The organism is Ruegeria sp. HKCCD7628, assembly GCF_057221005.1.
This window is the reverse complement of sequence record NZ_JBWVBA010000011.1, coordinates 37,161-61,915: the sequence shown is the minus strand read 5'-3', so window position 1 is coordinate 61,915 and position 24,755 is coordinate 37,161. Positions and strand designations below refer to the sequence as shown.

General features: G+C 53.2%; 24 protein-coding genes and 1 pseudogene. 11 read left to right on the top strand and 14 right to left on the bottom strand.

Annotated features, from left to right (window positions below; genetic code table 11):
* Positions 1 to 25 precede the first annotated feature (25 nt).
* From AC2TAD_RS18675 to AC2TAD_RS18665, 3 genes are read right to left on the bottom strand one after another with little or no spacing between them, the layout of a single operon-like run.
* Entirely contained in the window at positions 26 to 916 is an 891-nt protein-coding gene (locus AC2TAD_RS18675) for a haloalkane dehalogenase (RefSeq protein ID WP_480869475.1), read from the bottom strand.
* Positions 917 to 950: 34 nt separating this feature from the next.
* Positions 951 to 1,349, bottom strand: coding sequence for a GFA family protein (locus AC2TAD_RS18670; protein WP_480869472.1), 399 nt, complete (start codon positions 1,347 to 1,349; stop codon positions 951 to 953).
* A gap of 1 nt (position 1,350) precedes the next feature.
* The gene (locus tag AC2TAD_RS18665) at positions 1,351 to 1,728 is read right to left on the bottom strand and encodes a hypothetical protein (protein ID WP_480869469.1); all 378 of its coding nucleotides are present in this window, start codon (positions 1,726 to 1,728) and stop codon (positions 1,351 to 1,353) included.
* A 117-nt stretch (positions 1,729 to 1,845) separates the two neighbouring features.
* Between AC2TAD_RS18665 and AC2TAD_RS18660 the strand changes: the two genes are divergently transcribed.
* A complete protein-coding gene (locus AC2TAD_RS18660; protein WP_480869467.1) occupies positions 1,846 to 2,439 on the top strand; it encodes a TetR/AcrR family transcriptional regulator in 594 nt (197 codons plus the stop codon).
* 329 nt (positions 2,440 to 2,768) lie between these two features.
* On the opposite strand, the gene AC2TAD_RS18655 is transcribed toward AC2TAD_RS18660, so the two are convergent.
* Both AC2TAD_RS18655 and AC2TAD_RS18650 read right to left on the bottom strand, forming a co-directional pair.
* Positions 2,769 to 3,122, bottom strand: coding sequence for a putative quinol monooxygenase (locus AC2TAD_RS18655; RefSeq protein WP_480869464.1), 354 nt, complete (start codon positions 3,120 to 3,122; stop codon positions 2,769 to 2,771).
* 96 nt (positions 3,123 to 3,218) lie between these two features.
* The gene (locus tag AC2TAD_RS18650; RefSeq protein WP_480869461.1) at positions 3,219 to 3,980 is read right to left on the bottom strand and encodes an IclR family transcriptional regulator; all 762 of its coding nucleotides are present in this window, start codon (positions 3,978 to 3,980) and stop codon (positions 3,219 to 3,221) included.
* Between the two features lie 70 nt (positions 3,981 to 4,050).
* Here AC2TAD_RS18650 and AC2TAD_RS18645 point away from each other — a divergent pair, with 70 nt between their 5' ends.
* The 3 genes from AC2TAD_RS18645 to AC2TAD_RS18635 are packed head-to-tail and all read left to right on the top strand — an operon-like array spanning position 4,051 to position 6,236.
* A complete protein-coding gene (locus AC2TAD_RS18645; RefSeq protein WP_480869458.1) occupies positions 4,051 to 5,406 on the top strand; it encodes a selenium-binding family protein in 1,356 nt (451 codons plus the stop codon).
* Complete coding sequence (locus AC2TAD_RS18640; protein ID WP_010437915.1) at positions 5,403 to 5,768, top strand: 2Fe-2S iron-sulfur cluster-binding protein; 366 nt, start codon at positions 5,403 to 5,405, stop codon at positions 5,766 to 5,768. Before AC2TAD_RS18645 ends, AC2TAD_RS18640 begins: the two co-directional genes overlap by 4 nt.
* 3 nt (positions 5,769 to 5,771) lie before the next feature.
* Entirely contained in the window at positions 5,772 to 6,236 is a 465-nt protein-coding gene (locus AC2TAD_RS18635) for a CoA-binding protein (protein ID WP_170754812.1), read from the top strand.
* A gap of 343 nt (positions 6,237 to 6,579) precedes the next feature.
* Here AC2TAD_RS18635 and AC2TAD_RS18630 read toward each other — a convergent pair whose 3' ends face one another.
* Positions 6,580 to 7,479 carry a hypothetical protein gene (locus AC2TAD_RS18630; RefSeq protein WP_480869454.1) on the bottom strand — a complete coding sequence of 300 codons (900 nt, stop codon included), beginning with the start codon at positions 7,477 to 7,479 and terminating at the stop codon, positions 6,580 to 6,582.
* A 201-nt stretch (positions 7,480 to 7,680) separates the two neighbouring features.
* Positions 7,681 to 8,139, bottom strand: coding sequence for a glutathione peroxidase (locus AC2TAD_RS18625; protein WP_480869451.1), 459 nt, complete (start codon positions 8,137 to 8,139; stop codon positions 7,681 to 7,683).
* A gap of 576 nt (positions 8,140 to 8,715) precedes the next feature.
* On the opposite strand from AC2TAD_RS18625, the gene AC2TAD_RS18620 reads away from it, so the two are divergent.
* Positions 8,716 to 9,213: a lactoylglutathione lyase family protein gene (locus tag AC2TAD_RS18620; protein ID WP_170356644.1), complete on the top strand. Its 498-nt coding sequence runs from the start codon at positions 8,716 to 8,718 to the stop codon at positions 9,211 to 9,213.
* Positions 9,214 to 9,555: 342 nt separating this feature from the next.
* On the opposite strand, the gene AC2TAD_RS18615 is transcribed toward AC2TAD_RS18620, so the two are convergent.
* Positions 9,556 to 10,773: an HlyD family secretion protein gene (locus AC2TAD_RS18615; RefSeq protein WP_480869449.1), complete on the bottom strand. Its 1,218-nt coding sequence runs from the start codon at positions 10,771 to 10,773 to the stop codon at positions 9,556 to 9,558.
* Entirely contained in the window at positions 10,770 to 11,150 is a 381-nt protein-coding gene (locus tag AC2TAD_RS18610; RefSeq protein WP_480869447.1) for a hypothetical protein, read from the bottom strand. The genes AC2TAD_RS18615 and AC2TAD_RS18610 overlap by 4 nt, the downstream gene beginning before the upstream one ends.
* A 397-nt stretch (positions 11,151 to 11,547) precedes the next feature.
* Between AC2TAD_RS18610 and AC2TAD_RS18605 the strand changes: the two genes are divergently transcribed.
* The 5 genes from AC2TAD_RS18605 (at position 11,548) to AC2TAD_RS18585 (ending at position 15,868) form a co-directional block, all read left to right on the top strand.
* Positions 11,548 to 12,555, top strand: coding sequence for a helix-turn-helix domain-containing protein (locus AC2TAD_RS18605; RefSeq protein ID WP_480869444.1), 1,008 nt, complete (start codon positions 11,548 to 11,550; stop codon positions 12,553 to 12,555).
* Between the two features lie 143 nt (positions 12,556 to 12,698).
* Positions 12,699 to 12,989, top strand: coding sequence for a hypothetical protein (locus tag AC2TAD_RS18600; protein ID WP_480869442.1), 291 nt, complete (start codon positions 12,699 to 12,701; stop codon positions 12,987 to 12,989).
* Positions 12,990 to 13,386: 397 nt separating this feature from the next.
* Positions 13,387 to 14,769, top strand: coding sequence for a cytochrome ubiquinol oxidase subunit I (locus AC2TAD_RS18595; protein ID WP_480869439.1), 1,383 nt, complete (start codon positions 13,387 to 13,389; stop codon positions 14,767 to 14,769).
* A complete protein-coding gene (cydB, locus tag AC2TAD_RS18590; RefSeq protein WP_170754826.1) occupies positions 14,769 to 15,770 on the top strand; it encodes a cytochrome d ubiquinol oxidase subunit II in 1,002 nt (333 codons plus the stop codon). The genes AC2TAD_RS18595 and cydB overlap by 1 nt, the downstream gene beginning before the upstream one ends.
* Positions 15,767 to 15,868, top strand: a complete 102-nt coding sequence (locus AC2TAD_RS18585) for a DUF2474 family protein (RefSeq protein ID WP_170754828.1) — start codon at positions 15,767 to 15,769, stop codon at positions 15,866 to 15,868. The genes cydB and AC2TAD_RS18585 overlap by 4 nt, the downstream gene beginning before the upstream one ends.
* Positions 15,869 to 16,733: 865 nt before the next feature.
* Here AC2TAD_RS18585 and AC2TAD_RS18580 read toward each other — a convergent pair.
* The 4 genes from AC2TAD_RS18580 to gntH all read right to left on the bottom strand — a co-directional run bounded on the left by AC2TAD_RS18580 (position 16,734) and on the right by gntH (position 21,923).
* Positions 16,734 to 17,978, bottom strand: a complete 1,245-nt coding sequence (locus AC2TAD_RS18580) for a HupE/UreJ family protein (RefSeq protein WP_480869435.1) — start codon at positions 17,976 to 17,978, stop codon at positions 16,734 to 16,736.
* Between the two features lie 19 nt (positions 17,979 to 17,997).
* A complete protein-coding gene (locus AC2TAD_RS18575; protein WP_480869432.1) occupies positions 17,998 to 19,767 on the bottom strand; it encodes a hypothetical protein in 1,770 nt (589 codons plus the stop codon).
* Positions 19,718 to 20,527, bottom strand: a complete 810-nt coding sequence (locus AC2TAD_RS18570) for a hypothetical protein (RefSeq protein ID WP_480869430.1) — start codon at positions 20,525 to 20,527, stop codon at positions 19,718 to 19,720. Before AC2TAD_RS18570 ends, AC2TAD_RS18575 begins: the two co-directional genes overlap by 50 nt.
* A 64-nt stretch (positions 20,528 to 20,591) precedes the next feature.
* The gene (gene gntH / locus AC2TAD_RS18565) at positions 20,592 to 21,923 is read right to left on the bottom strand and encodes a guanitoxin biosynthesis MBL fold metallo-hydrolase GntH (protein ID WP_480869427.1); all 1,332 of its coding nucleotides are present in this window, start codon (positions 21,921 to 21,923) and stop codon (positions 20,592 to 20,594) included.
* Positions 21,924 to 22,090: 167 nt separating this feature from the next.
* On the opposite strand from gntH, the gene AC2TAD_RS18560 reads away from it, so the two are divergent.
* Positions 22,091 to 23,422 (top strand): tetratricopeptide repeat protein, encoded by a 1,332-nt coding sequence (locus AC2TAD_RS18560; RefSeq protein WP_480869424.1) that lies wholly within the window; start codon positions 22,091 to 22,093, stop codon positions 23,420 to 23,422.
* Positions 23,423 to 24,309: 887 nt separating this feature from the next.
* Here AC2TAD_RS18560 and AC2TAD_RS18555 read toward each other — a convergent pair.
* Positions 24,310 to 24,506, bottom strand: a pseudogene (locus AC2TAD_RS18555) (integrase); the annotation flags it as partial.
* Positions 24,507 to 24,755: the final 249 nt, after the last annotated feature.

The following is a 24,755-nucleotide window of genomic DNA, read 5'->3' as shown; positions in this document are numbered from 1 at the left end:
AACCGCTACACGTCGCAGCACTGGTTTATGTGGGCAGTCGTGCCAACCACTCCTCCAGTTTTTCTCCGATCAGATGGGGGTTATCCTCCTGCAGGAAATGAATACCTTTCCCGATATCCACCACTTCCAGATTCTGGATGGTCTGACGGCACCATTCGACCTCTTTAAGCCCGATGGTGCCTCCGGGCGTGGCGTGGAACATCAGCATCGGGGTTTCTGTGTCACCCAGCCAGCGGCTATAGGCGCTGACGATCTCATGAACGTCAGAAGGCGTACCATCGATCGGAATTTCGCAAGGCCACACACGAACCGGCTTGCGGCTGCGCGCTGTGGGAAAAGGCGCACGATACTGCAACATTTCTTGCGGTGTCAGATCACGCACGATGGCACTTGGCAGAATTTTTTCGACGAACATATTCAGCCCTGAGATCATCAGCCACCCAAGACCGGGCGTCCGCATCATGCGAAACCCGGCGCGGAAATCTGGCGGAAATCCGGCCCAGGTCATTGGACGCACGACACCTTCCATGAAGGCAATGCCGCGTATGTTGTCAGGATGCCGGTGCGCATGATGGAACCCCAATGCGGAGCCCCAATCATGAATAACGAGCGTCACGTCCTTCAGTCCCAACGCCTTGATGAACCCGTCAACGTAGGGAACGTGGTCGATAAAGCGGTAGGGTATATCCGGCTTATCCGACTTGCCCATACCGATCAGATCCATTGCGATAGCGCGGTTCTGCCGGGCGGCATAGGGGATGATGTTGCGCCAAAGATAGGATGAGGTCGGATTGCCGTGCAGAAATAGAACGGGCGCGCCTTCGCCTTCGTCGACATAGTGGATGCGCTGCCCATCCACCTCGACATACTTCGATTCAAACGGGAAGTGGGGTGAGATCTCTTGTTCAGTATTCATTGAGCCGCCCTTTCAGGATTATGCGTTTCTTCGATCAAACCCAGCGCCTCGTCATACCATGCGGGGCGGGACGCCCAGCCGACAATCGCTTTAGCGGGTTGGGACGGCGGGCGTGACAGGCTGCCAAGGGGACAGCCAGGAATTTGCCATTCTGAGTCTCGAATGGCAGCGTCGTCCCGCAGTTTCGGCAAAACACCCGACGAACTTGGGAATTGGGCACATCGAAAGATGTAAATTGCTCTTGGCCTTCCAGCCATTCGAGCCGGTCGGGCGAGTTGAACGCATTCGCAACATGGGCCGAGCCCGAGGCCTTCTTGCAAAAGTTGCAATAGCAGAGTTTGAAGGCGACCATGTCGTCCTGCACTCGATAGCGCACTGCGCCGCAGATGCATTGCCCCTTGATCTTGTTCTGGTGAACCGTCGAAGTGCTCATCCTAGCTACGATACGCAAAATACGCGCCGACAGATGTGGTGAATGTCAGGCCCATGCTGATGATAGCGATGACAAAGCCGATGACCGCGGTGGCCGGGATCGAGACCAAAAAATCAACAGCAATCGCCGAGCGGACACCGACCATACTGCGTCTGATGATCGACGCGACAATGCAGGCGAACGTCACCATGTACCCCAGCATCGTATAGAGCATCAGGCTGGCGGCCTGTGGGCCGACCAGCTCTCCGACCTGCAGGCCGTAGAACTTGAAGGCGGCGAAGAAGCCAAAGGCCAGCAGGATTTTCAGCGCGTTCAGGATGAAGATCACGCGCAAAGTGACGGGCTTTGTGGCCCCGGTTGTCGGGTCAATGGCGGTCATGACAGGTCTCCGTTTCAGCTGGATCGCACGGTATTTGCCGCCGCGCGCCTACGATGCTATCCATGTGGATAGGAACAAATTACTATCCAGGCGGATAGAAAATGCAAGGAGAAATCTGTGGCGCGCAAACGCAAGACGGATCACGACAGTGCGGTGGCAGGGGCGCTGGACCTGTTCTGGCGGCGCGGATACCACGGTGCCAGCACGCGGGAGCTTGAGCAGGAGACGGGGCTGACCCGGTTCACACTTCAAACCACCTATGGTGGGAAGGAGAAGTTTTTCCTAAAGACTCTTGATACTTATCTGGACAATGCCGAGGCCCGACATTTCCCTGATCCCGAAACCTATTCGCTGGATGATCTGGCTGGTTGGTTCCGGGGCATCGCGTCAACCCAGCGGATGCCAAAGATTGAGGATGCCGGGTGTCTTGCCTTTAATTCGATCAGTTCATTCGATCGCTCTGACCTAGAGGTCAACGCGCGAATCGAGCGGTACCTGACCGCACTCGACGGACGGTTCGCGACGATACTGAGGCGAGCAAAGGCTGACGGGGCCATCCGTTCTGAAGTCGATCCGGATGAGGCCGCACGGGTGCTGATCGGTCTTTTGCTGGGCCTTCACACGATCATGAAAGCTCGAACCTCGGATCAGTTTCCGCGGAGCTACGCCGAGGCGGCGGTCGGTCTGATTGAAGGATGGAAAAACCAGTAAGTTATCCAACGTACAGGCGCGCCTAACCTCTTGTGGCGTAAGAACTGCGCACCTGCAACGAATTTCTGGATGGTGGACTGCCCCTGCTGTATTCCGGTTGGCTGTTGAGTGACCGCGATGGTGAAGCCGTAGTGCCGCGCGCGCAGCTTGCTCAACGGCAGGTTTGGGCCGTCATCACAAATCCTAACGAACTGAATAATCCGCAGCTTTGCCCCGCGCTGCGGTAATTGATGCACTACACAGCGAAAGACTGCTTCGAGCCCAACGCGGTCCAGCACCAAAATCCATAATTTTCTCGCACCGGCGATAGCTTCAAACGTCGGTCAATTTTACCATAGTAGCAGGCTTGCTTTTTGCGCCTCGAAACCTTTTGGCGTCGGAAAAAGCGAGCGCATCCTGGCAACAAGTTCAATCTCGCCATCCAGCATCTTATGGACTGTGTCTAACCAGTTATTGAAAGTTTCAGAGTTCCAATAGTCCTGAATTGCAGCTTCGTTCCTGAACACTTCGTAGAAATAGAAACGATTTGGATTTGCCTCATCCACCATAATTTGAAGCTGGAAAACTTCGGGTTCTTCACTGACAACATTTTGCGCTTGGTAGATGCTGGCCTCCAAAAAGGACTGCCGAAACTCGGGCTTTACGTTGATCACGAAGAATCCGCCAAACATTGCATCGTCCATATTTGTCTCCCTCATTGACCTAAAAGCAGCGAAGGTCGCAAAACACACCTGTCTTGCAGAATGGCGTTAACCTACAGCACTGCGATACCCATGAACCTAAGCGGGTATCCTTTCTTTATCTGCTTCACCCCATCCTAGCCCGCGTGCAAGTTCGTGTGACATTGTGGTAAGTGTATGCCCAATCTTTTCTCGCTTCGAAGGTGTAAACACCCGAAGAGACGCCGTAGCGCCGATTGAAAGCGTTGCACCAACACCTGTCTTAGTCAGCGTTGTTGCGACAGAACTGACCCCGCGCTCGAGCTCTTCAACACATTCCGCATACCCTTTTGCTCGAATGACATCGAGTTCCGCGGCCAGATCCTTAGGGTCTGTAATCGTGCGATCTGTGTACCGCTTAAGCTGCCCATCCAATCGGTCTTGAGACAGCAGCTCAGGGGACACGGCGGCGATTGCCTTGGCGCAAGAGCACGCGTGCATTGGTCGTTTGCCCATACCTGGATGAAGAAAAGACACGCCCGTCTGCGGTGTCTCCACATGAATAATCTCAACCCAATGGCCCCGTAGCCGAGACAAGAAAAACGCAGCGCCGTAGTCATTCGCGGCACCAGAGAGGACAGGCGCAATCACTTGCAAAAGAGCGGGATCAGAGTGATCGCTCAACGTGATACGCTTTAGCCTATTCCCAATCGCGAACTCACCTCGGGTTGGTGATTCAAGGAGGCCGAATGAAACAAGGTCTTGAACCAGCCTGTAGGCCGTCGGTTTAGGTATATCGGACTGAGCACAGATATCCGCAACGGACGCACGTCCTTTTTGACCCACGATTTCCAAAATCAGCGCTAATCGTTCGAGATGCATTTTTCTCACTTTATGATAATTAAATTTTCGATATACGATACAATTTAGGGAATCAAGGGAGGAGCACTCGATGGATGGACAATGCTGTGGGCCGGGCTTCAAGAGTCCGCAAGAAGCCATCAAAGCCCCCCGAGAAAAACTACTCTACACGATCGCCATCTACACTGGGACAGGGATCCAGAAACCTGATTACCTTGCTACAGTGGATGTCGACCCTGACAGCCCGACCTATTCCCAGGTAATCCATAGGCTGGAAATGCCAGAGATTGGGGACGAGCTTCACCACATGGGGTGGAACGCCTGTTCGTCCTGTCACGACGACGGCTCAATGTCCCGCAAATACCTGATCTTGCCGGGCGTACGCTCTAACAACCTTCACATCGTTGATACAGCCACTGACCCGCGTGCGCCGCGGTTGCATAAGATCATCGATGGGGCCGAGATCAAGGCCAAGGCAGATCTATCGGGCCCGCATACGGTGCACTGTTTGGGCTCGGAAATCATCATTTCCTTCCTTGGAAATGCCAAGGGTGAGGCTCCTGGAGGCTATCTGCATCTCGACAAAGAGTTCAACATCGTCGGTCGCTGGGAAACCTCGATGGGCGATATCAAATTTGGCTACGATTTCTGGTACCAACCGCGCCACAACGTGATGGTCAGTTCCGAATGGGCTGCGCCCAATACCTTCATGCCAGGCTTCGATCTGGAAGAAGTGGGCCATCTGAAATATGGGCGGGAGCTGCATTTTTGGGATTTCGAAAAGCGCGAACCGGTCGAAAGCTTCTATTTGGGTGAAGACGGACTGTTGCCACTGGAAGTCAAGTTCCACCATGACCCCGACAGCACGCATGGGTTCTGTGGCGCAGCTCTTTCGACCAATGTGATCCATTGGTGGCAAGACGATGCTAAAAAGTGGCGGTGGGAAAAGATCATCGACGTGGAAAACGAGATGCACCCCGAATGGCCGATCCCGTTGCCGGGGGTTATGTCGGCGATCCTGATCTCGATGGACGACAAATATTTGTACCTGAACAATTGGCTGCATGGAGATATGCGCCAGTATGACATCACCGACCCGCATAATCCCAAGCTGACCGGCCAAGTGTTTATGGGGGGCCTTTTGGGTAAAGCTCCGATCGTTAACGGGGTTGAGGTAGCGGGTGGTCCGCAAATGTTCCAGCTCTCTCTCGACGGGCGAAGGCTTTATGTCACGACCTCGCTGTTCTCGACTTGGGATAACCAGTTCTATCCCGAGATCCGCGAAAAGGGTGGGGTTATGGTGATGATCGATTGCGACCCTGAAAACGGCGGTATGAAGATCAACGAGGATTTCATTGTGGACTTTGGCAAAGAACCGAATGGTCCATCGCGCTGTCACGAGAGCCGGTATCCAGGCGGTGATTGCACAAGCGACATCTGGCTATGACTATGTATACCGTGACGATCGCGAACAGAGATGGCGCGCAATACTGTGTGGATGCGCGGCGTCCACTTCTGGAAACGCTGAGAGAACAGGGCGTCGACTTGCCTTTTGGGTGCAAGTATGGCGGCTGCATTACCTGCGCGGCAAAACTACAGACTGGCGCGATCGATCAACGCCGACAGGTTGCGCTGAATAATCGGCAAATCGCGAACGGCTATGTGATCCTTTGCGTGGCACGTCCGACATCCGACATCACGCTTGAGATCGGGGTCGAGAGCCATGACAAGCTGTACCGCAATCCGTTTCTCGACCCTCTCAAACCCCACGAGCTCAAGGCTGACATTGCGACGCCGAAGGAAGGTTAACCGATGCCCGAAGCAGATATCGACCGCATCTACGATTACGACCCCAAATACCTCGCCGACATCCTGCAGTCGGTTAAAACCATTGCAATGGTGGGGGCTAGCGCAGACAAAACGAAATTCAGCTATGGCGTTCTGCGACAGCTGAGTGAAATCGGCTATGATATCCTTCCGGTGAATCCTAACCCGAATGTTTCGGAAATTAGAGGGCTCAAGGTCTACCACTCGCTGGAAGAGATCGACAAACATGTTGATATGGTAGACGTTTTTCGCCCGAAGGAAGAGTTTTATGCCTTTGCCGAGAAGGCTATCGCAATCGGGGCAAAAGTTCTTTGGGGTCAAATCGGTGTGTACGACGACAAAGCAGCGCAACTCGCCGAAGCGGCGGGCCTTAAAGTCGTGATGAACCGATGCCCCAAGATTGAACTCTTCCGCCCGTTTTGGAAGCCGCGCCTGGACCTAAAGATATGATGGAAATTCGATTGGTAGCGACCTCCTCAGCATCCAATAAGGGTGCCAATTGAGATATTGTGCTTGCGGAAGAGAAGACACGTAATCCTGCCCGCTTTTCGAAAACCGCATACTCTAAACCCAAGAACGGCCGTTTTGTTTATGGAACCAACGGCCACCTTGTCCGCGAACCGGGTATTCAGGCTACGTCCCAGCGCCGCGCAACGGCGAACGGCAGCTTTGTCCGCAGAGTAGCCATTCAAAGAAGTAGCAGCCAACTTTCGCTTTGCGGACAAAGCGGTGGTTCAGACTCAGCCGCGAGAAAACCTCCGCACACATATGGCAAACTGGCTCGATGCCGTGATCAGAACCTGACCCTAAACACCAGCCCAACCAACGGCGCAGTGTCATAGCTTTGCCGACTGATTTCTGCTCCATTCGCATCATCTAAAGTCAGGCGGCCATCAAATTCTGCGCCCGCAAATACGCTCAATGAAACTCCAGGATTCGGATTGTACCGAAGAGAAAGAACTACAGGGATACTCTTATCTTCACCCACCCCATCCGGGGCGAGGCCATCCCCATCCAACCTGAAACGAATTCTCTCTGATCGTGCGGTTAACGAAAGGTCGATAGCCTCATTTAGAGCGTAGCTCAGCGACAACCCGGGACCTTGCGTTGCTCCGACACCAGAGCCAGTGTTCAAATTCCAGCGTTCATTTATGTCCCAGTCGATGAGCAGAGCCGGAAAAAAATCAGTACCGCTTTCGTCTAATTCGGAAAACGCACCAAAGGCTGGGCCTATCGTTAGGCGCTCGTTCAGTTGCCATGCAATACCTGCAAAAACACCGTAGGTTCTACCGTCAGATGAGGAGGCCCCGCTTTGGTAGTCCCACCTGATCTGTGGCGAAACAAAAACCGTTGTTGTATCCCCCACACGAAACCGGACAGGAACAGCTACGCGAAGGTCCCGGATGTTTTCCCAAGGCTGGTTGTTAGATTGGCTGAAATTGTAATCCAGCTTGCCAAAGCTGGTGGAAAGCCCAACGCTGCTTCCGCCTTCTAGTTTGTAAAGTGCGGTAGTACGTAGAAACGCTCGACTTGCAGAGAACTTGCCGCCGCCACTCAAATCCGCATCCCCTTGTAACGCGGCAAGCCCATCAACCTGATACGCCCAGCCTAACTGAGGCTGGGCGGCCGACGGAAGCGAAGTGAACCCAAGAAAAACAAATCCAAAGCAGCACGTTAGAAGAAGGTTTTTCATCTGACATTTTCCACGTGAGACTGGTTTCCTTTTGGGATGCCATTGCTGGACGAGCGGTTCAAGTCCTATACCCGCACAATCATCTGGGTGCTTGCGCTTTATGATGAATGGGCAGTGTGATCCGGCTGGAGCGGTTTTTCATGGCAGGAGTTCCTCGATCTCGTTCGTAACGGACGCCGAAAGCGGATCAACGATCGAGCCTTATGTTTCGACAACTGTACCACCGGGGCCAATCAAGACCTTGTTGAAATTCCACCTTGGCGCGAATCCTTCTTCCTCTTTCAAGGACCGGAAGAAAGGGTGAGCGTCAGGGCCAGTCACGTGTGTTATCACGCTCATTAGAAAATCGGTACGGTATTGCAGTTCGCAGAAATCGCGCACTTCGTCGTTGGTTATCAGTTCTTGCTTGAAGTCATCCGAAGGGACCGCGGCGACAACCAGTCCCCGGTTGCGATACCGATCATAAAGGTCTCGAAGCCCCTGGTATTGACGGTTGAACGCGCATTGGGATGCCGTACTGACGACTAGAACCGGTTGACCATTCCAATCTGACAAAGACAAGGTTCCCCCGTCGATCGAGTCAAACTTCGCGTCAAGTTCAAGGGCGCGAACGTGTTCGCCTGGCAAGAGAAAGCCGCAAAGCACAGTTATCCGAAACATTCCACACCTCCATTTTCATAGTTGGATACGGAAGAACAATGCGGACGGATTTCATTTTGTGGACATAGCGCGCGGGCCGCGTGCAACTGCCGGCGGTCGCAACTCAGAGATAGAAAATTGGGGACGTTCGAAAGCTCAATTCAGGCCCACGATCAAAAATTATCTTGTTCCTCAGTGGCAACGTCAAAATGGCTTTATCCAAATGTATTTAAAATCGGTCGTCGCTAGGAGGCAAATAATCAAATCAGAACTTGGAATGCATTCGGCACTTTGAGAAGCGCAATACTGTAATTTGCACCTCTTCACTTTGAACTTCCGCGCTAAGGCGGGCTTTAGACGCAATAAAGAAAAAGACGTTTTCTGCAGGCTAAACAACGCCTGCATTGCTGACTTGGTCGCTTTCGATACCTGTCAGATAGCTACCCGTGGATCAACGCCGAAGGGTCAATCAAATTGTCTGCAATGGTCGTGAATTTGGCAAACTCAATTTGACTTTTCTGTTGTTAAGTAAACTTCTACTTGCAGATCATTTTGTTGAAACTGATCCTTGGTCCACAACAGTTGAAGGGAACAACAATGTCGCACACGCCTCGATCCTTTTCTCACATAGGTCTTTCTGTGCCGGACGTGGATGAAGCAGTAAAATTTTATTCCGAGGTATTTGGCTTCTACGTCATCATGCCGCCAACGGACGTTCTGGAGGATGATAGCGATATTGGTGTAATGTGCACGGATGTCTTTGGACCAGAATGGAAAAAACTGCGCATAGCTCACATGGCGACTGCGGACCGTGTTGGGATTGAAATTTTCGAGTTCGACGGGAATTATGCGCCAGAAAACAACATAGACTACCGGCGCAATGGGACATTTCACTTTTGCATCCAAGATCCCGACGTGGAAGGCCTGGTGAAAAAAATCGTAGCGGCGGGGGGAAAGCAGCGGATGCCCATTCGTTACTACTATCCGGGCGATAAACCTTACCGGATGGTCTATGTAGAAGATCCATTCGGTATTGTGTTCGAACTGTACAGCCATTCCTACGAATTGACGTATTCGTCCGGTGCTTACAATTGAGAAACGGTTCAATTTGAAGGCTGCTTTGACTCCAAATAACCGTTCTCTGCGTTGCACCGTGTCTTGAGTTTTTGAGCGACTGCTTTGAGGTCTGAGTGGTCGCTAGTTTCAATTCGCTTCAACGACCGCTTTGCGGACGAAGCTGACATTTCGGGCTAATGTACTTAGCTGTCATTCTGCTGCAAAAGACTGCGTGAGCGACCCATCGAACTGTTCTCCGTGCGGCAGGAAACCGTTATTCAACCCGCTTTCTTTTGGCATGCGGCATGCCCGCACACAGCAGAAACGGCTCCCTACATTTATCGGGAGCCGTGTTTGCTGAATAGGTGGGTCTTTCGAAATTCAGGCGTGTCCACCACCGATCAAGCCGATACCCGAAGTCAGGCCGAACCAAGCTTTGACCCGCAGACCAACCGCCTTGATGATACCCATTGCCTGGATCCCATGCGCAACAAGTGTTCCTTCCATGTCACCTTCAAAATTGGTGGTGTAGGATTGAACGATACAGCCGCTGCCGGGCACCAAAAGCTCCCGGTGCTCTGGGTGTACGAGGTCCAGATGAACGACGATTTGACCCCGTTTTGCCTTTTCGCTGGGCTCAATCAGGCGGCCGCTGGGCGCAAGCTGGCCGGAAGAGATCGAGTCTTGAATACGCACGATCCTTGCTGGGAGAACCGTATTGCGCATCGAGATGTTAAAGTTACTTTCACAGGCAACTTCCGCCGCCATGCCTTCGTACAACTCAGTGCGGGATACCTGCGAGAACCCGGCCACGATACGTCCACGCTCGGCGTCTTTGCGGTCAGGGACGATCAGCATGGCGGGGCTCATAGCTGCCTGAGCGGCGCGCGATCCAACGTTGAGCGTGACCTGCTCGACTACACCGTCCACCGAGCTGAGCGTCAACGTCTTGGACAGTTCCACCTGGGCCTGTTTCAGCGATGCACGCGCTGACGCAAGCTGGGCTGGCAAAACGGCGTTCGCCTGAACTTGTGCTACGCCCAATTGTGTCTCAGCTGCTTCAACCTCCGCCTCACGCGTATCCAAAGTCGCCTGGGCGCGTTCCAACTGGCTTACCTGAAACGCAGCAGATCCTTTGGCCTGCAAAGCGCGGTGATCCAACAGAACGAGTTTTGCCTGTTCTCTGGCGGTGAGCGCCGCGTCCAGAACGGCCTGTGCCGTTTCGACTTGCAACTCGGCCGCCAGTTTCGCGCTTTCGATTTCCTCGACTTTGCGCCGCGCGAAATCAACCGCGGCCTGTTCAGACGCGTTCTCGACGGCGAACAGCGGATCACCAGGCTGCACATGGTCTCCGCCCTTTACGAAGACGTCCGTGACGGTCCCGCCATTCTCGGCCACGACAGGTACAGTCCGGAACGGAACAAGGCCGGTGTAAGATTTGGGATAGTAGTAGAACACCGCAAAAAAGACGATCAGGGCCAGTACAAACCACATAAAGACGGCACGGTGAACGTTGTAGAGCGTTACGGGCATCCCGCGCCATTTCAGATAGATCACGCGCAGGACAAACGGAAAAGATGTGACGAGAAGTTCGATCATTTCACCATCTCCTCTTTCGATGGGCGCCACCAGAGCATGAAGTCGCGAGCGATTGCGGTCAGGATCAGAGCGCCCGGCAGCAGGTTGCTAAAGTGGCTGAGTGCAGGCATCAGCTCATACGCCAACGCCACGGTCAGCATCGTCGGAATAGTTGTCCGCAGCGGAGTGCCGATTGATTTGTGTTCGGTATAGCGTTCAAAACGCGCATACAGGTGCACGACCAGCAGGATCGCAAGGGCGAGAACGATCAAGCCTACCCATGCATAGGTATCGGTTTGATTGGGCGCGACCCACCATCTGGGATCGCCGCCAGCGGCAAAGGCAGGAGTTGAGATGAGCCCTAGTATAGGCGCCATCAGGAACGCGGGTGGTTTCATGTTTCAGGTCCTTTTGTTGCGCAGCCAATCTGCGCGTGTGGATTTTCGGTGACTGGAGAACGTCAATTCTCGGATGGTTGTTGTGCGGTTACTGAGGGTTGTTCCGGCGGAGTGTAGGGAGGATCCCAGCGACGCCCATTCGGTGTTTTTTCACCAAGCGCCGAAGTGCGCCGTCCGTGGATGTTCCCACCAGACCACTCCTTTTTGGCGGAGTTTTGGATTGCCTTGAGAACGCGGTAGTATCTTGCGAAGTAGATCATGGTCGTTTCCTTTCTGATGACCCGGACCTAACCGTCATCGCACCAGCGATCCTGAGGGTTCTGGACATTTGTTATTGGCTTCTGGACAATTGCAGTGACTGCAGTGGGTTGCGTACAAGTCAGGGGAGGACGCAAAAGTGCCACGCATCAGTGCTTACAGGTTGCAAAACGTCGGGCTGCGTTATTCGCAAGAACCTGGCGCGAGTATTCCGTTTCTGGAAATTCTGGAAATGGCAGGCGCGCCTTCGGATATCCTCGACAGCCCTGACGCGACCATCGAGCTGCTACATGAGGCAGGCGCAGTCGAAACAGCGTGCCGGGTTTTGGAAGATAAAACCTTTGCCGCGCGGGTGGGTCTTTCGGCGCAAGGTCCTGGGACGCTTTTGGCGTATATCGTACGGGCGGCTGAAACGATTGAAGATGCGCTGGCACTGACCCAGTGCTTCTACGCAATGCAAGACCCTGACCTGCGCCTGGACGTCGTAGGAGCACCTGATGAGCCGAGGATTACGCTGGAAAGCAATGTGATCCCAGCACATCAATACCCGCGCCACCGCGAAATGCTGATCTTCGGTCTTTATAAACGCGTTCAACAGATCACCTCGGGTGGGCTTGCCCCGATCTCGATTGAACTGGAAACGGACGATACCGAGCATTGCAAGAAGCTGGCCGAACTTGCTGGCTGTCCCATCGAAGGGCTCAAAGCAGGATATGCTTTGGCCCTGCCTCCAAATGGCATGAGTTTTCGGATCCCGACTGCGGATCCCAACTTGCTTGGGCATTTGCGTCGGCACGGGGAAGAACAGCTGAAGGCTCAGCCTGATGCAGTCCGCAGCCTGTCCGACCGCATTATGGATATGCTCGGCGAACGTCTTCCCGGACCAATACCAAACGGCGACGATATAGCCGGAGAGCTTGGCCTGACGCGCCGCACCATGACGCGGCACCTGTCTGCCGAGGGTACTAGCTTTAAAGCTCTTCTGGAAGGTGTGCTGTGCGATCTGTCCAAACGCATGCTGCGTAGCGGTGAGGGTGTTGCCCGCGTAGCCTTCATGCTTGGATTTGCGGATCAGGCCGCCTTTTCGGTAGCGTTCAAGCGCTGGACAGGTGAAACGCCTGCCAGATTCCGTAAAGCTGGCCGCTAGAGCGGCTGGCACCGGGAGTCGAAAGATGTCCAAGATCCACAAAACCTTGTCCCGTCTCCAAAAGAAAGCGGGACATCGGGTCACCTAGTTCAATGGCACACAGCAGCCGCGGTGGCTGCTAACCCAGAACAAGGATGAACCCTATGAAGACCTCGAAGAAATTCTTTATCGCCCCGATCTCAGGCGCACTTCTGATCACCATGGCTGCCACGGCTCACGCTGACTACGTCACCGACAAAGCGATCAAAGGCGCAGTTGTCGGTGCCACTATCGCCGGAATCGCTGGCGAAAGCATCGTAGGTGGCGCGGCCGCTGGTGCCGCAGTCGGAGCTGTGGGCGGCGCGATCCAAAAGGACAATTTTGAAGACGCGCAAGACGAAGCCCAAGAGCGTCGCGACGACTTCAAAGAAGAACACAAAGACTGGAACGACTAAGACACGACCCCCAGTGAAGCAAAAAAGGAGAAGCAAAGCCGAACAAACCCGACCGGTTAGCCTGCGCTGTTAGCATCCGGACGCAGTTTGACTGACCATCCCCCACAGAACTCGCATAGTTTCTGAGAGGTTGCCATCCAGCTCGTAATCGAGCCGGGTGGCAACTTTGTTTTGGGCCTTCGAACGTCACACGTACGAGGCGCTCGCGGTTTCAAATTTCAGTCGCCCATCTCGACCAGGGTTTTGTCCAAAACCCAAAAACAACCGTCCAGAACCCAAACGAACTGAACCAGACACCACCCCAAATCCGGCTCATCTGAATGACACCGACGAGTTGGCAGCCGAGACGCCCCTGTTCACTGCCGCACTTTGCAACCCAATGCCAAAGGAAACGGCAATGAACCTATTCGCAAACTTCGACGCAGAGACCCTGGCACGCATCCAGTTTGCCTTTACTGTGTCGTTTCACATCATCTTCCCGGCCTTTTCCATTGGCTTGGCAAGCTTCTTGGCCGTTCTCAATGGCCTATGGCTATGGCGCAAGGACAAGGTCTACCTCAACCTTTTCAACTACTGGAAAAAGATCTTCGCCGTAGGCTTTGCCATGGGCGTCGTGTCCGGCATCGTGATGTCTTACCAGTTCGGCACGAACTGGAGCGTATTCTCGGACACCGCAGGTCCCGTAATCGGCCCCTTGATGGCCTACGAGGTCATGACGGCCTTCTTTCTCGAGGCTGGGTTCCTCGGCATCATGCTCTTTGGTCGTGAACGCGTTGGTTCCGGCTTGCACATGATGGCCACGGCGATGGTCGCCCTCGGCACTCTGATTTCGGCTACGTGGATCTTGTCGGTCAATTCCTGGATGCAGACCCCGGCCGGGTTCGACATCAACGAACTGGGGCAGTTCATTCCCGTCGAATGGTGGTCGATTGTCTTCAATCCGTCTTTTCCCTACCGCCTGACACACATGGTTCTTGCCGCCTATCTCACCACTGCTTTTGTGGTAGCCGGGGTTGCGGCCTGGCACTTGCTACGCCGCAATCGCACAGCTGAGGTCACCCGAATGTTTTCGATGGCAATGTGGATGGCCGTTCTGGTCACCCCACTGCAGATCGTTGCCGGCGACCTTCATGGTTTGAACACGCTGGAGCATCAGCCGCAGAAAGTGATGGCGATGGAAGGTCACTTCGACAGCCATCCCGAAGGTGCACCGCTGATCCTGTTCGGCATTCCAAACGAAGATGAAAAGCGCGTGGATTATGCCATCGAAATCCCGAAACTATCATCGCTGATCCTGAAACATGATCCCAACGCGCCGCTTGACGGGCTGGATACTATCCCCGACGACGAAGAACCCCCGGTCGCGATCGTGTTCTACAGCTTCCGCATCATGCTCGTTATCGGTTTTGCCATGCTGAGCGTCGCCTTGTGGTCGCTTGTTCAGCGAGTACGAGGCCGCCTCAACGAAGATCGTTGTTTGCACCGCACATCCGTCCTGTTGGCGCCCAGCGGGTTTGTGGCGGTACTGGCCGGTTGGGTCACCACCGAAGTGGGGCGCCAACCTTACACGGTGTATGGGCTGATGCGGACATCGGACTCACTCTCACAAGTGGGTGCACCTTCAGTTGCCACGTCTCTAATAGCCTTCATCATCGTATATTTCGCCGTTTTCGGAGCAGGCACGTTCTACATGCTGCGCCTTATGGGGAAACCACCTGTCGAAGGTATCCAGAAAAGTCACAAACCCATTGAAATCTCTATTTTGGCGGAGGCAGCGTAATGCTTGAACTTTCAACAATCTGGGCAGGTATCATTGCCTTTGCTGTTCTGACTTATGTGATCCTAGACGGGTTCGATCTTGGAATTGGGATCCTCTTTCCCTTCGCGAAAACCGACAAAGATCGGGATGTCATGATGAACTCTGTCACACCGGTATGGGACGGGAACGAGACTTGGCTGGTTATGGGCGGCGGAGGTTTGTTCGCCGTTTTCCCGCTGGCCTATTCTGTGGTGATGCCCGCGATCTATTTGCCCGTTATCGTGATGCTTCTCGCGCTTGTCTTCCGCGGTGTCGCCTTCGAATACCGGTGGCGTACGGTACGCGCGCGTTGGTTTTGGGATGTTGCGTTTCACGGCGGGTCAACCCTAGCCGCCTTCTGCCAAGGCATCGCGCTTGGCGCGCTGGTCCAGGGTATCCCGGTCGAGGATCGGCTGTATGCAGGCGGACAATGGGACTGGCTGACGCCGTTCTCTATCCTGACGGGTGTGGCCTTGGTGATAGGTTACGCTTTGCTAGGAGCAACCTGGCTCAACATGAAAACCAAGGGCGAGTTACAGCGGCAGATGCGCTCTTTTGCCCGCCCGCTAATGCTCATGACGCTTGCGTTGATTGGTCTGGTCAGTCTTTTGACCCCATTCCAAGACCCGATCTATCTGATTAGATGGTTTTCGTGGCCCGGTGTCGTTTTCTCTGTACTAGTGCCAGCTATCGTTGCTGTTGTTGCTTGGATTCTTGATCGCAGCCTGAGGGAAAAACGAGACTATCAACCCTTCTTCTGCGCTATTGCCTTGTTTGTCGTCTGCTTCATTGGCATTGGGATCAGCTTCTATCCCTATATGCTACCCCCAAGCCTCACGATTGCGGAAGCCGCAGCGCCAGATAGCAGTTTGGCATTCGCACTGGTCGGAGCCGTCGTTCTGCTGCCTGCGATCCTAGCCTACACCGCCTACACGTACTGGGTTTTCCGCGGGAAGATCGATCCAGAGGAGAGCTACCATTGAAACTGCTAAAGCAAGTTTTTTGGTTCGGCGCGATCTGGTTCGGCAGCGTCTTGTGCCTAACCACTGTCGCTTACGTAATCAGGATGTTCATCACTTGAAATGGCAAGGATACCAATGTTCGCGCATCGGCATGTTTAGATCACGCAAATATTAGTCCAAGCGCCGAAAGAAACTCCGTTCCGGCCCACCAGATTCCCAAGAACAAGCGGCTGGCTAGGTCGTCTCAAATTCAACAATTCAAGGGGGCTTTTATGCTTTCTCGTGCAAAACCAATGCCTGTGCAGTGGGATCAGATTGACCCGGCTCTGCCCATACCAGCTAAAAACAACCACGGTGGCAGCCTTTCGCCTGGCATGTTGCCAAAGCTATTCACAGGACTCGTTGCTGCAGGGCTTGTAACCTTCGTTCTATTGCCCTTCACCTCGGCCGTCAGCGGGGCGGTCTCGAAAGACCTACCCCCAATTATGGACCTGTTGTTCGTCTTGCTCACTGTACTTGTAGTTTTTACTTCCACAGCTGCGATCGTACTGAAAGGGTCAACACTGCGGGCCGTCTTCGGCCGAGGATTGGCTTCTCTCGGCACAGCGCTTATCATTTCGCCCATAGGGCTCTCGGTCCTATTCGCGCTATACCTTCAAGACTGGGTATCGATCGTAGTAGACACGTCTATCGAACAAGCGGGAAGAACCGCGATATCCTTGTTTGGTGGCATCTTCGTAGCCAATGCTCTCGCTATGGGATTGGCTTTTGGATGTTTGTCTCTGCTACTTGGGATCAGGCTAATACAAAATCGTCCAAAACCACCCATTTCGCCTTAGGCGAGTGAATTTCCACTTCGGGCTCAATGCAGTCATTCGGTGTGCAATGTATTAACGATTGCCCTGCGGACAAAGTTGACGTTCAACAAGTCTAATTGAAGATTTGCTTACTGTACAAATCAGCGCAAGATTAACCTAACAAGTATCAGAGAAAAAACTCTGCCCGCTCCACTACCCAAACCATAGCTACCAGACTTGCACATGCGGCAACTACCGCGCGAGATCCGACCCAGATACGGCCTGGTTGTTTGCGCAACAACAGCACCAATGGCCAGACCAATAGAACGATCATGACTTGTCCTGCCTCTACTCCAACGTTGAAGGCCAACAAGCTGTGCCAAACGTTCGGCGCATCAACACGTAGAATTTGGTGCAACATGAAAGAGAACCCAAACCCGTGTAGCAACCCAATGCCCGACGTGATGGCAAATGCCTTCAGATCGCCATGTCCTTTCTCTGGCGGCCAAACAGCCATTGCAGCGGCGTAGATTATCGAAAGTGCTATTGCCAATTCGACAGTTGGGATGAACCATGCTCCGCTCGGCGCGAAGCCAAAAAATCCCAAAATCAGTGTCACCGTGTGGCCCAAGGTAAAGCCTGTTACGCGGGCGAGAAGGCTGTGCAAGTTCAAGGCACCGATGATCATGCAAAGCACAAAAAGAACATGATCGGGACCTTCCAAAATATGCCGAATTCCCTCAACAAAAAAGGTCGAAGCGGCTGCGGTCGCTGATCCGGAGACATCAACCGGGGAATGCATTAGACCCCGTGCGCGAAACGTCCGAACATCTTGCCCATTGTAGTCGAGGATCAGGTTTGCCGTTTCTTCTTGTCCAGGAAGCCCCGGATCAGAAGTGTAAGACAAACTGTAGGCACCTACCTCTCCCGTAGGAAAGCGCAGGTGTACGTCCACCATCACCTCGCCTACATAAATTTCTTCAGGCGTTGGGAAATTGTCTCTTTGCGCAAGTGCCGAACGCGCCTCATTAAGCGTGGCAAATCCAGGTTCTTGCCCCAACGGGTGTAGTGTTATCGAAACTATTTCTGCTATTTGTCGGCGACCGTCGATAGATAGCGAAAAGCCGTTTTCAGCAATACGAGCCAAACCGGACGGGTCTTTGTGAAATGCGGCCTGATCTAGGTAGTGCATGAGCACACCATCTTCGATCTGATTGTATGTGTACGGTGCGGGATCGGGCAAACCGTCCGAACCTTCGGGACCGACCAGTTCCGCGACCAAATAGGGCATCGGAAGGCGTAAATAGATATCTAGCCCATCTTCTGAGTGAGCCACATGATGAATACGGACATTTTGGTTGAGATTGAAATGGGACTCTGCTCTGCCCGCGCACAAAAGGATCGTGGAAAACAAGAACGTGGCAAAAAACAACCTTACCGCAACCACAGAATTACCCTCCTGTCTTGGCGCTGATAATCGTCAGGTCATCAAGCATCCAATGGTCGCCATGCCGCGAAACGTCGAGCAAGCCACGATAAGAAACCGCTTGCCTATGCAGGTGCCCCCAATGGCCTCCGCTTACGCGGGCTGTCCAACTGGCGAGGGCCTGATGCTGGTTTCTTTCTTCGCCGGGCGTGAAACTTTCGACACTCAGTTCGGAAATTGCTTCGACGCGAGCCATGGCGCCAGAGGGCAAGGTAACCGACAATCCACGACGCATTTCTGCTTGAACCTTGTCGCGATTGATTGCTTCGACATAAGGTTCCATCGCCGCCACGGAATTGTCATCTTGCGTCTCAAGCATCGTGGTCCCGATGTTGGTTAACAACCCTTCCACGATTTGACGCGTCGCGATTTCATCCGGCTCGAGCGCCGTCGACGGGTTGCCTAGGAAATACGTGACAATCGCAGCGGCACCGAATGCCCCGGTCAGGCCAAGCAAGACCAGACGCTGACCGTTTGCACGATGCCACGAAAAATATGCGCATATCAAACATATGAACACTAAGGCGAGCGCAAACGATGGAACCTGAGTTACGCCAGCGACGTTGACGATAACCGGGCTGGTCTTTGGGTTGGTCCAAGTTGTCAGGTAATTGTTCCAACTTACAACAGGATCGGATGTATAAATCTGCGAGGGGACCGCCCCTGCCGGATCTGAAAGGGTGATCGGAATAACATCCAGACCAACTGGGAAAAGCTCCCATGCCAGATCAACTCGGTTCGGCAAAGTCGAAACCGGGTAGGCAAGGACGACGCCCAGTAACATCGTCTTTCGGTTTGCCTCGGCTTGATCCGGAAGAACACGCAAACCTTCGGCACCAACTTTGATACGCGAGACCTGCACCGTTTCCGGTTTCATCGGCTTGCCGTCAACGGCGAGAGGGTTTCTCGTCTCAAAAAAGTCCGACACGCTAGACTTGATCCTGACGACATCATCTGTGGTCAGTCGGTCAGCATCGCCAAAGCCCAAGTCCACCCAAGTCTCAAGGTCTTTCAAACGCAATATGACCTCGTGCCGGACGACACGCGGTTCCATGGCAAGAAAAGACATCATCGGGGATTTGTGATGGCGAGTGAGGTTTGTATTCTCAAACTTGCTAAACCAAGGGTCTTCCCAGTCCGGCAGCATTGTTTCAGCCTGCGACAAATAGCGATAATCTGTCACTGGAACGCCCATATGCTCGGCCACAACGCCAAGTGAAGCCAAGGGAATCCCGTCTGGACTTAGTGGGGGAATGAACGTGATCTGTTCCGGCTTGCCATTGAACGGAAACTCCATGTCCACGTAGACGACATTTTCGCTACGCGGTCGCGGTCGATACAGAGTGCTCGCTGCTGTTTGCCGGGAAATTCTGGGGCGCACATCAATCGTGTTCGTTGTGCTGATCAGTTTCTCTTCGTCTGCCCAGATCTGAAGGTTTTGCCCCGTACGCCCAGCCAGTGACGTTCCCGAACCATCATCTGGAATGACGAATATGGGATAGTCGTTCAAATCGACCTCAAGGAGAACCCGCACATGATCAGGCTGCACCGAAAGCTCAACAAAGTTCGGCGCGGTTTCTCCGCCGTAGGGGGACACGAGATCCGCAATCGATTGGCTTGCCCCAAACGCAAGACTCGCAAGTACTGAGCCCAACCGAACCCATGTTTTGCTGTATTCGCCAATCTTAGAAATGAAACGCGACGGCAGCATAGATACCATTCTGGTCCACATCATAGGCAAACTCCCCATCCGAACGGTCGGTGGAAAAGTCGATTCCATAGAACTGATAACCAAACCGCAGGGACGTGTTTTCCCAGCCTTTCCAGTCAAACCCAGCCACAACCAGGTATTGTAGGTCATCGCCATTCACACCGAAACCACTCAGTTCAGCCCGGCTGGCGAAATTCCATTTGTCGTTGATTTCCGAGATATATCGAATTGCGATCATTGGTTCGAGCCATTCTTCTGTCCCACCCAACGTCATACCTGGGCCGGGGCCCGCTAAGTCGATTTCCTGTTTGATCCGGTTCCACTGAACCCCAATTGCGGCATCCGCTGCATAGCGTTGGCCCGAGGCATTTACTCCGTTCGCAAACCGGTAAGCGCCCTGCACGTTGGCGAAGGTCTGCCGGACATCAACATCAACGTCCACCCTGCCACCGGGTAGAGTTCCATCTCCGCCAAGCTTTACATAGTAAACTTCGGAAATAATCCCGAAGTCGCCGTTCCAGCCCTCGTAACGTACTGAAGCAGCGCCTTGCAGCACATCCAGCACCTCGCTCAGGTTCAAGTCCAAATCGACGCTTGTTCCATCTATAGTTGATGTGCCCGTCGTGCTGAGCGGAAGGAACAAATAGGGCGTGATTGAGTGTCGCCAACCGCCGTCATCATCTTCAGAACGTGCAAGTGATTGGGCGTTTGCTGCGTGGGATACAGCGACAAGCAACCATCCAACGCAGAACAAATAGCGAGTAATCAATGAGGTATGTTGCATAAAGAATTCCGATCAGAATTGAAAGAACCGGCGCGTTATGAAGACGCGCCGGTCAAATTTGACTTTATTCATCGCCCGGATACGGGAACTCTTGGCCTAACGCTTCCGAAGCTTCTTCGTAGATGGGTCGCAAAACGTCGTCTACGTCGTCAAAACCACCCTTTGTGAACTCTGAGAATTCCATTACTTCTGGAGAAAGTCCAACCTTTTCCGCATAAGCGGTCTTGTCAGCAGGGTTTGGCGGCTCAGCTGGTGCAGCGAGAGGCGGCGCCCAAGTGTGCTCTTCCGTTGCTGCCATCCGAACCGTAATCGCGTCTTTCGTGACATTCCAAACCATGAAGTCATCTGCCAGACTTAGCGGACCATCATAAGTGCTGCGTATGCGCTCGAATACATTGTTAGAAGTGTCGAAGTCATTGAAGAAATGATAGGCGACCGCCATTCGTGGTTCGATATCGCTCATGACTTTTCCGAAGGCTTCGGGCGCCGTATGTACTTGAGTTCCAACCAATAAAGCGGACTCGGGTGTGAAACCCATCTTTGCTACAAGGTCGGGAACCGCTACGAAGCATTCATGGATGGCGAGGTCTGCGTTCTTAGCGTATTCCTTGAACCACTTGTTCGGATAAGTGTCTGAGCTAAAAACAAATTTTAAACCATTCCATTCTAGTGCGTAGCTGATTGCACCATCAATTGAATGGATGGCTGGAAAAGTACGAATTTGGACGCCATTTTCTTCGTAAATTACCTCGTTCTCTAACCTGTAATCGAACTCATTAACCTCCATTGAATAACCGCGGAAATCAGTGACTCCTGCTCGGCCTGCTAGGTCCCATGTGAGCATCTTTTGCATATGATCTAGTGCATATGCAGTGCCAAGTTCTTCTGATGGTCCACTTGGGCCCCAAACCCGTAGCGGAATATTCCGCCCCATCAATGCGCCACCGATGAACAGGTCATGCAACGCGCCGAAATGGTCAGTATGAAGATGGCCGATGAAGACCTTGTCCAAATAATTATACGGGATTTGCAGGGAAGAAATTCGCTCGGCCGATCCCGAGCCAATATCGAACAAGAACTTGTCTCCGTTGCCAAGTTCCACAAGGAAACACGCAGCAGCCTGAGCAGCTCGCGTTGTAGGCATTCCGGTTCCACACGCGATGACCCGCATTTCATCTTCAGCGAGATCTTCAGTATTGGGGTAGTACACATCGCGAGGGCGATCACGCACCATCGTAGGCGAAACTTCTTCTGTTTCCTGCGCGTATGCCGCCGAAGGGGCAATTAAGTCGATGACTGCTTCAGTGACCGATTGTGGAGAAATAGCCCAAGCGCCAAATAGCATGCCGATTGCGAAGTGCTTGCTAAGCCTCTCGTAATTCATACGTTGTGTCATGTGTAATCCTCCCGTCGCTTAGTAGATTGGCATGCTGGGAATGTGGATTTTCGCGCTCCGGCTCGCTGTTTTGGTACAAGTCTGAGGCTTAGGAAACATTCACGTAAGTGACTCACGGTGAATATCGGCGTGACTCACGCGTCATTAATTGCAAAAATAAGAATGTGATGAGGTATTCCAAAGACATTTCGGACCGTGAGAAGCGCGCCGCCCTTGGCAGGTTGCTTGTTGACGCTCATCTGGATGGATCCGATAGACTTCAGGCGTTCCTGACATACATCGTCGAAGAAGAACTTGCTGGCCGAGGAGACCAAATTCGCAGCAAGACTATCGCTCAAGATGTCTATGACCGCGATACCTCGGAGGGGACCGATCCGGAAAACATCGTTCGAGTCGATGCGCGGCGACTTCGCCAGTTCTTGGAACTGCATTACGAGGGCATCGGAAAAGATGATCCGGTACGGCTGTGTATCGATAGCGGTGGATATCGGCCGCGGTTCGAAAGTGTTTCAGAAACAACCGCTGTATCAATCTCAAAAAAGGCCCTACGCTTTGGACTGCCCGTAGGGGCGTTCACCATTGGGGCCGTCGTCGGTGCGTTGGTTGCAGTTGGTCTTGCCCAAGATGGACAAGAAACTGTTGCTGCCGAAGTGATTGGTTTATCTGCAACTGATCCCAACACGCACTTGCAGCGCGCAGCAATTTACGAAAAATCCCCTGCTGCATTACAAGCATTCAATTTGGCGCAACAAGCACGGACAATGATATTTCCGGTCTTCGACCGACAGCGCCAGTTGCTGGTTCTGTCCGTTTTCGAAGGCGTGATCGAGATCGATCCAGAATATTTCGGCGGATATGCCGGTGCAGCGCAGGCTCTCGCGTCCCTTGCGGTGATAACTCCGCCGTCAGACACCAAGAACGACTATGCGGATGCCGCCATGAAGATGGCGAACCAAGCGGTTAGCCTTGCCCCAGACCAAGCCTGGAGCCAGTCTGCAAAAAGCTGGGCCAGTTTCGCCAATCGCGATTATGACGCCGCGCTGCAACTCGGTAGGCGGGCCTCAAAACTTGATCCTAACGATGGCGCCGTTCTCGACTTTCTCGGTGCCGTGGCGATGTTTACTGGCGAGTTTGGCGAAGCTATTGAAACGGCCGACAGGCTTTCTCTGCTAGATTCCAGAAACCAAAGGTTTGCAAATCGAAACATTTCCGGCGCGACGCATTTTCATCTGGGTGAATATCAAACAACGGTAGAACGCTTTGAAGAGGCAAAGCAACTTGGCGATCCACTCAGCGCACCTTCACTTGCATATGTAACGGCGGCGCTGTCAGCTATGGGGCAAGACCATGCGGCTAAAGCCAAACTAGCTGAACTTGAGCGTGCTTGGCCGGACGCACCAATCGGCGCGATGCTCAAAAGTATCCACAAAGATGTCGAGCATGCAGAAGCCGTACTGCGCGAGTTACGTAAACAAGGCTGGGTAAGCCCTGTCCAATAGGAATTGTGTACAACAAAGAGGTACAAGGCGAAGGTCGAAACAATCTTCACCGGCGCCGGTACTCCAGTCAAAAATAGTCTCACCAGCGCGGTGTCGAGATCGATATCGGAAAGCCAGAAAAGGGGCCTTTGCTTGGGAACCTGACTTTCGCCGCAGAACAGCGTTTGAAAGGCGTTCTTGTCGAAGCGGACATTTGAGATCGCAAAATGCAATAAGTCGCCGAAGTTTTTTGAGCTGCACCAACAAAGACAAGATGGCCAGCCCTGTCACCAGCTCGAATTTCGAACAGATAAGGCTTCACCTAGTTCCCAAGCTGCCAGTCAGTAAATCGCCTCATCATCAAATTCTTCGAAATGCTCATCTTCATCACCGACATCCCTATCGTCGATAGCCGGTGGGTCGCCGAACTCCGCAAATTCTGCGCGAAGTCTCATCGCATGGAGACTGTCCACGCGCCGTCGCGACATTGCGCTGTCGATAGCTTCGATACTCGCATCCAATGAGAAAAATCTGATATTGCGCTGGTGAAGAATTGAGAAATACGGATGGTTCTCGATATGATCAAGCGTAGCCCCTGGGATGATGCCCAGTCGCAGACCTTCATAGGCATAGGGCCACGCCGTACTTTCTAAACCGGCGCCGCTTATTGATTGGTTCCAAACGGCTTGATCGATGGGACCACGTACCAAACCTCGATCGGCGGCCTGACTTATGAGGAGGGCACACATCGGATCTTCAACATGAAAGAGAGGGGTGAGCACCCCTCCGGTGATACGAATGTTGAGCGCAAGCGCCATGAACAAAAACCAGATAAGTTCGCCGCTTCGATCTTCCATTGCGAGGGTGGGAATACGATGATCAATGAAACCTCGCACGCTCTCGACGTCCTTGCTTTTTGCCAAGTCACATCCAAGCAGTTTGCTGTCGATCGCTAAGTTGAGCAGAGCGAGATCGCGATGGTTCTCAGCCAGCTCAAGTCGGCCCAGACGTGCTTTGGTATCAGCGGTCGTTTTTGACCGACGATGCGGCCCTTGCTCCATGCAGGGCGCAGAGCGCGAATGGCTGGTAGGTTTGGTGTTTCCATGACTGATCCTCCGATCCGCCATGCCCTCCCACAACGACAACACGACGTTGACCGGTCCAGCCTATCACGTCATGCTGCGCTGCCTCCGAGGTCAGCTCCGAGCCCAAAGTGGACAAAGCTCGGTTCTCTGTCTGTTGTTTGGACCTAAACTCTTGAAAAACTGTCTGTCGATGGGTCAATCTCAACTATAAGGCAAATCCAACTTGCCATTTGTGGAACCCTGAATGCGGCTGATCAGAACATGTTTGA

Bases quoted from the DNA above. Each gene is read 5' to 3' on its own strand.
- AC2TAD_RS18675 (WP_480869475.1), bottom strand. From the start codon at position 916: ATGAATACTGAACAAGAGATCTCACCCCACTTCCCGTTTGAATCGAAG.
- AC2TAD_RS18670 (WP_480869472.1), bottom strand. From the start codon at position 1,349: ATGAGCACTTCGACGGTTCACCAGAACAAGATCAAGGGGCAATGCATC.
- AC2TAD_RS18665 (WP_480869469.1), bottom strand. From the start codon at position 1,728: ATGACCGCCATTGACCCGACAACCGGGGCCACAAAGCCCGTCACTTTG.
- AC2TAD_RS18655 (WP_480869464.1), bottom strand. From the start codon at position 3,122: ATGGACGATGCAATGTTTGGCGGATTCTTCGTGATCAACGTAAAGCCC.
- AC2TAD_RS18650 (WP_480869461.1), bottom strand. From the start codon at position 3,980: ATGCATCTCGAACGATTAGCGCTGATTTTGGAAATCGTGGGTCAAAAA.
- AC2TAD_RS18645 (WP_480869458.1), top strand. From the start codon at position 4,051: ATGGATGGACAATGCTGTGGGCCGGGCTTCAAGAGTCCGCAAGAAGCC.
- AC2TAD_RS18640 (WP_010437915.1), top strand. From the start codon at position 5,403: ATGACTATGTATACCGTGACGATCGCGAACAGAGATGGCGCGCAATAC.
- AC2TAD_RS18635 (WP_170754812.1), top strand. From the start codon at position 5,772: ATGCCCGAAGCAGATATCGACCGCATCTACGATTACGACCCCAAATAC.
- AC2TAD_RS18630 (WP_480869454.1), bottom strand. From the start codon at position 7,479: ATGAAAAACCTTCTTCTAACGTGCTGCTTTGGATTTGTTTTTCTTGGG.
- AC2TAD_RS18625 (WP_480869451.1), bottom strand. From the start codon at position 8,139: ATGTTTCGGATAACTGTGCTTTGCGGCTTTCTCTTGCCAGGCGAACAC.
- AC2TAD_RS18620 (WP_170356644.1), top strand. From the start codon at position 8,716: ATGTCGCACACGCCTCGATCCTTTTCTCACATAGGTCTTTCTGTGCCG.
- AC2TAD_RS18615 (WP_480869449.1), bottom strand. From the start codon at position 10,773: ATGATCGAACTTCTCGTCACATCTTTTCCGTTTGTCCTGCGCGTGATC.
- AC2TAD_RS18610 (WP_480869447.1), bottom strand. From the start codon at position 11,150: ATGAAACCACCCGCGTTCCTGATGGCGCCTATACTAGGGCTCATCTCA.
- AC2TAD_RS18600 (WP_480869442.1), top strand. From the start codon at position 12,699: ATGAAGACCTCGAAGAAATTCTTTATCGCCCCGATCTCAGGCGCACTT.
- AC2TAD_RS18595 (WP_480869439.1), top strand. From the start codon at position 13,387: ATGAACCTATTCGCAAACTTCGACGCAGAGACCCTGGCACGCATCCAG.
- cydB (WP_170754826.1), top strand. From the start codon at position 14,769: ATGCTTGAACTTTCAACAATCTGGGCAGGTATCATTGCCTTTGCTGTT.
- AC2TAD_RS18575 (WP_480869432.1), bottom strand. From the start codon at position 19,767: ATGATGTGGACCAGAATGGTATCTATGCTGCCGTCGCGTTTCATTTCT.
- AC2TAD_RS18570 (WP_480869430.1), bottom strand. From the start codon at position 20,527: ATGCAACATACCTCATTGATTACTCGCTATTTGTTCTGCGTTGGATGG.
- gntH (WP_480869427.1), bottom strand. From the start codon at position 21,923: ATGACACAACGTATGAATTACGAGAGGCTTAGCAAGCACTTCGCAATC.
- AC2TAD_RS18560 (WP_480869424.1), top strand. From the start codon at position 22,091: ATGAGGTATTCCAAAGACATTTCGGACCGTGAGAAGCGCGCCGCCCTT.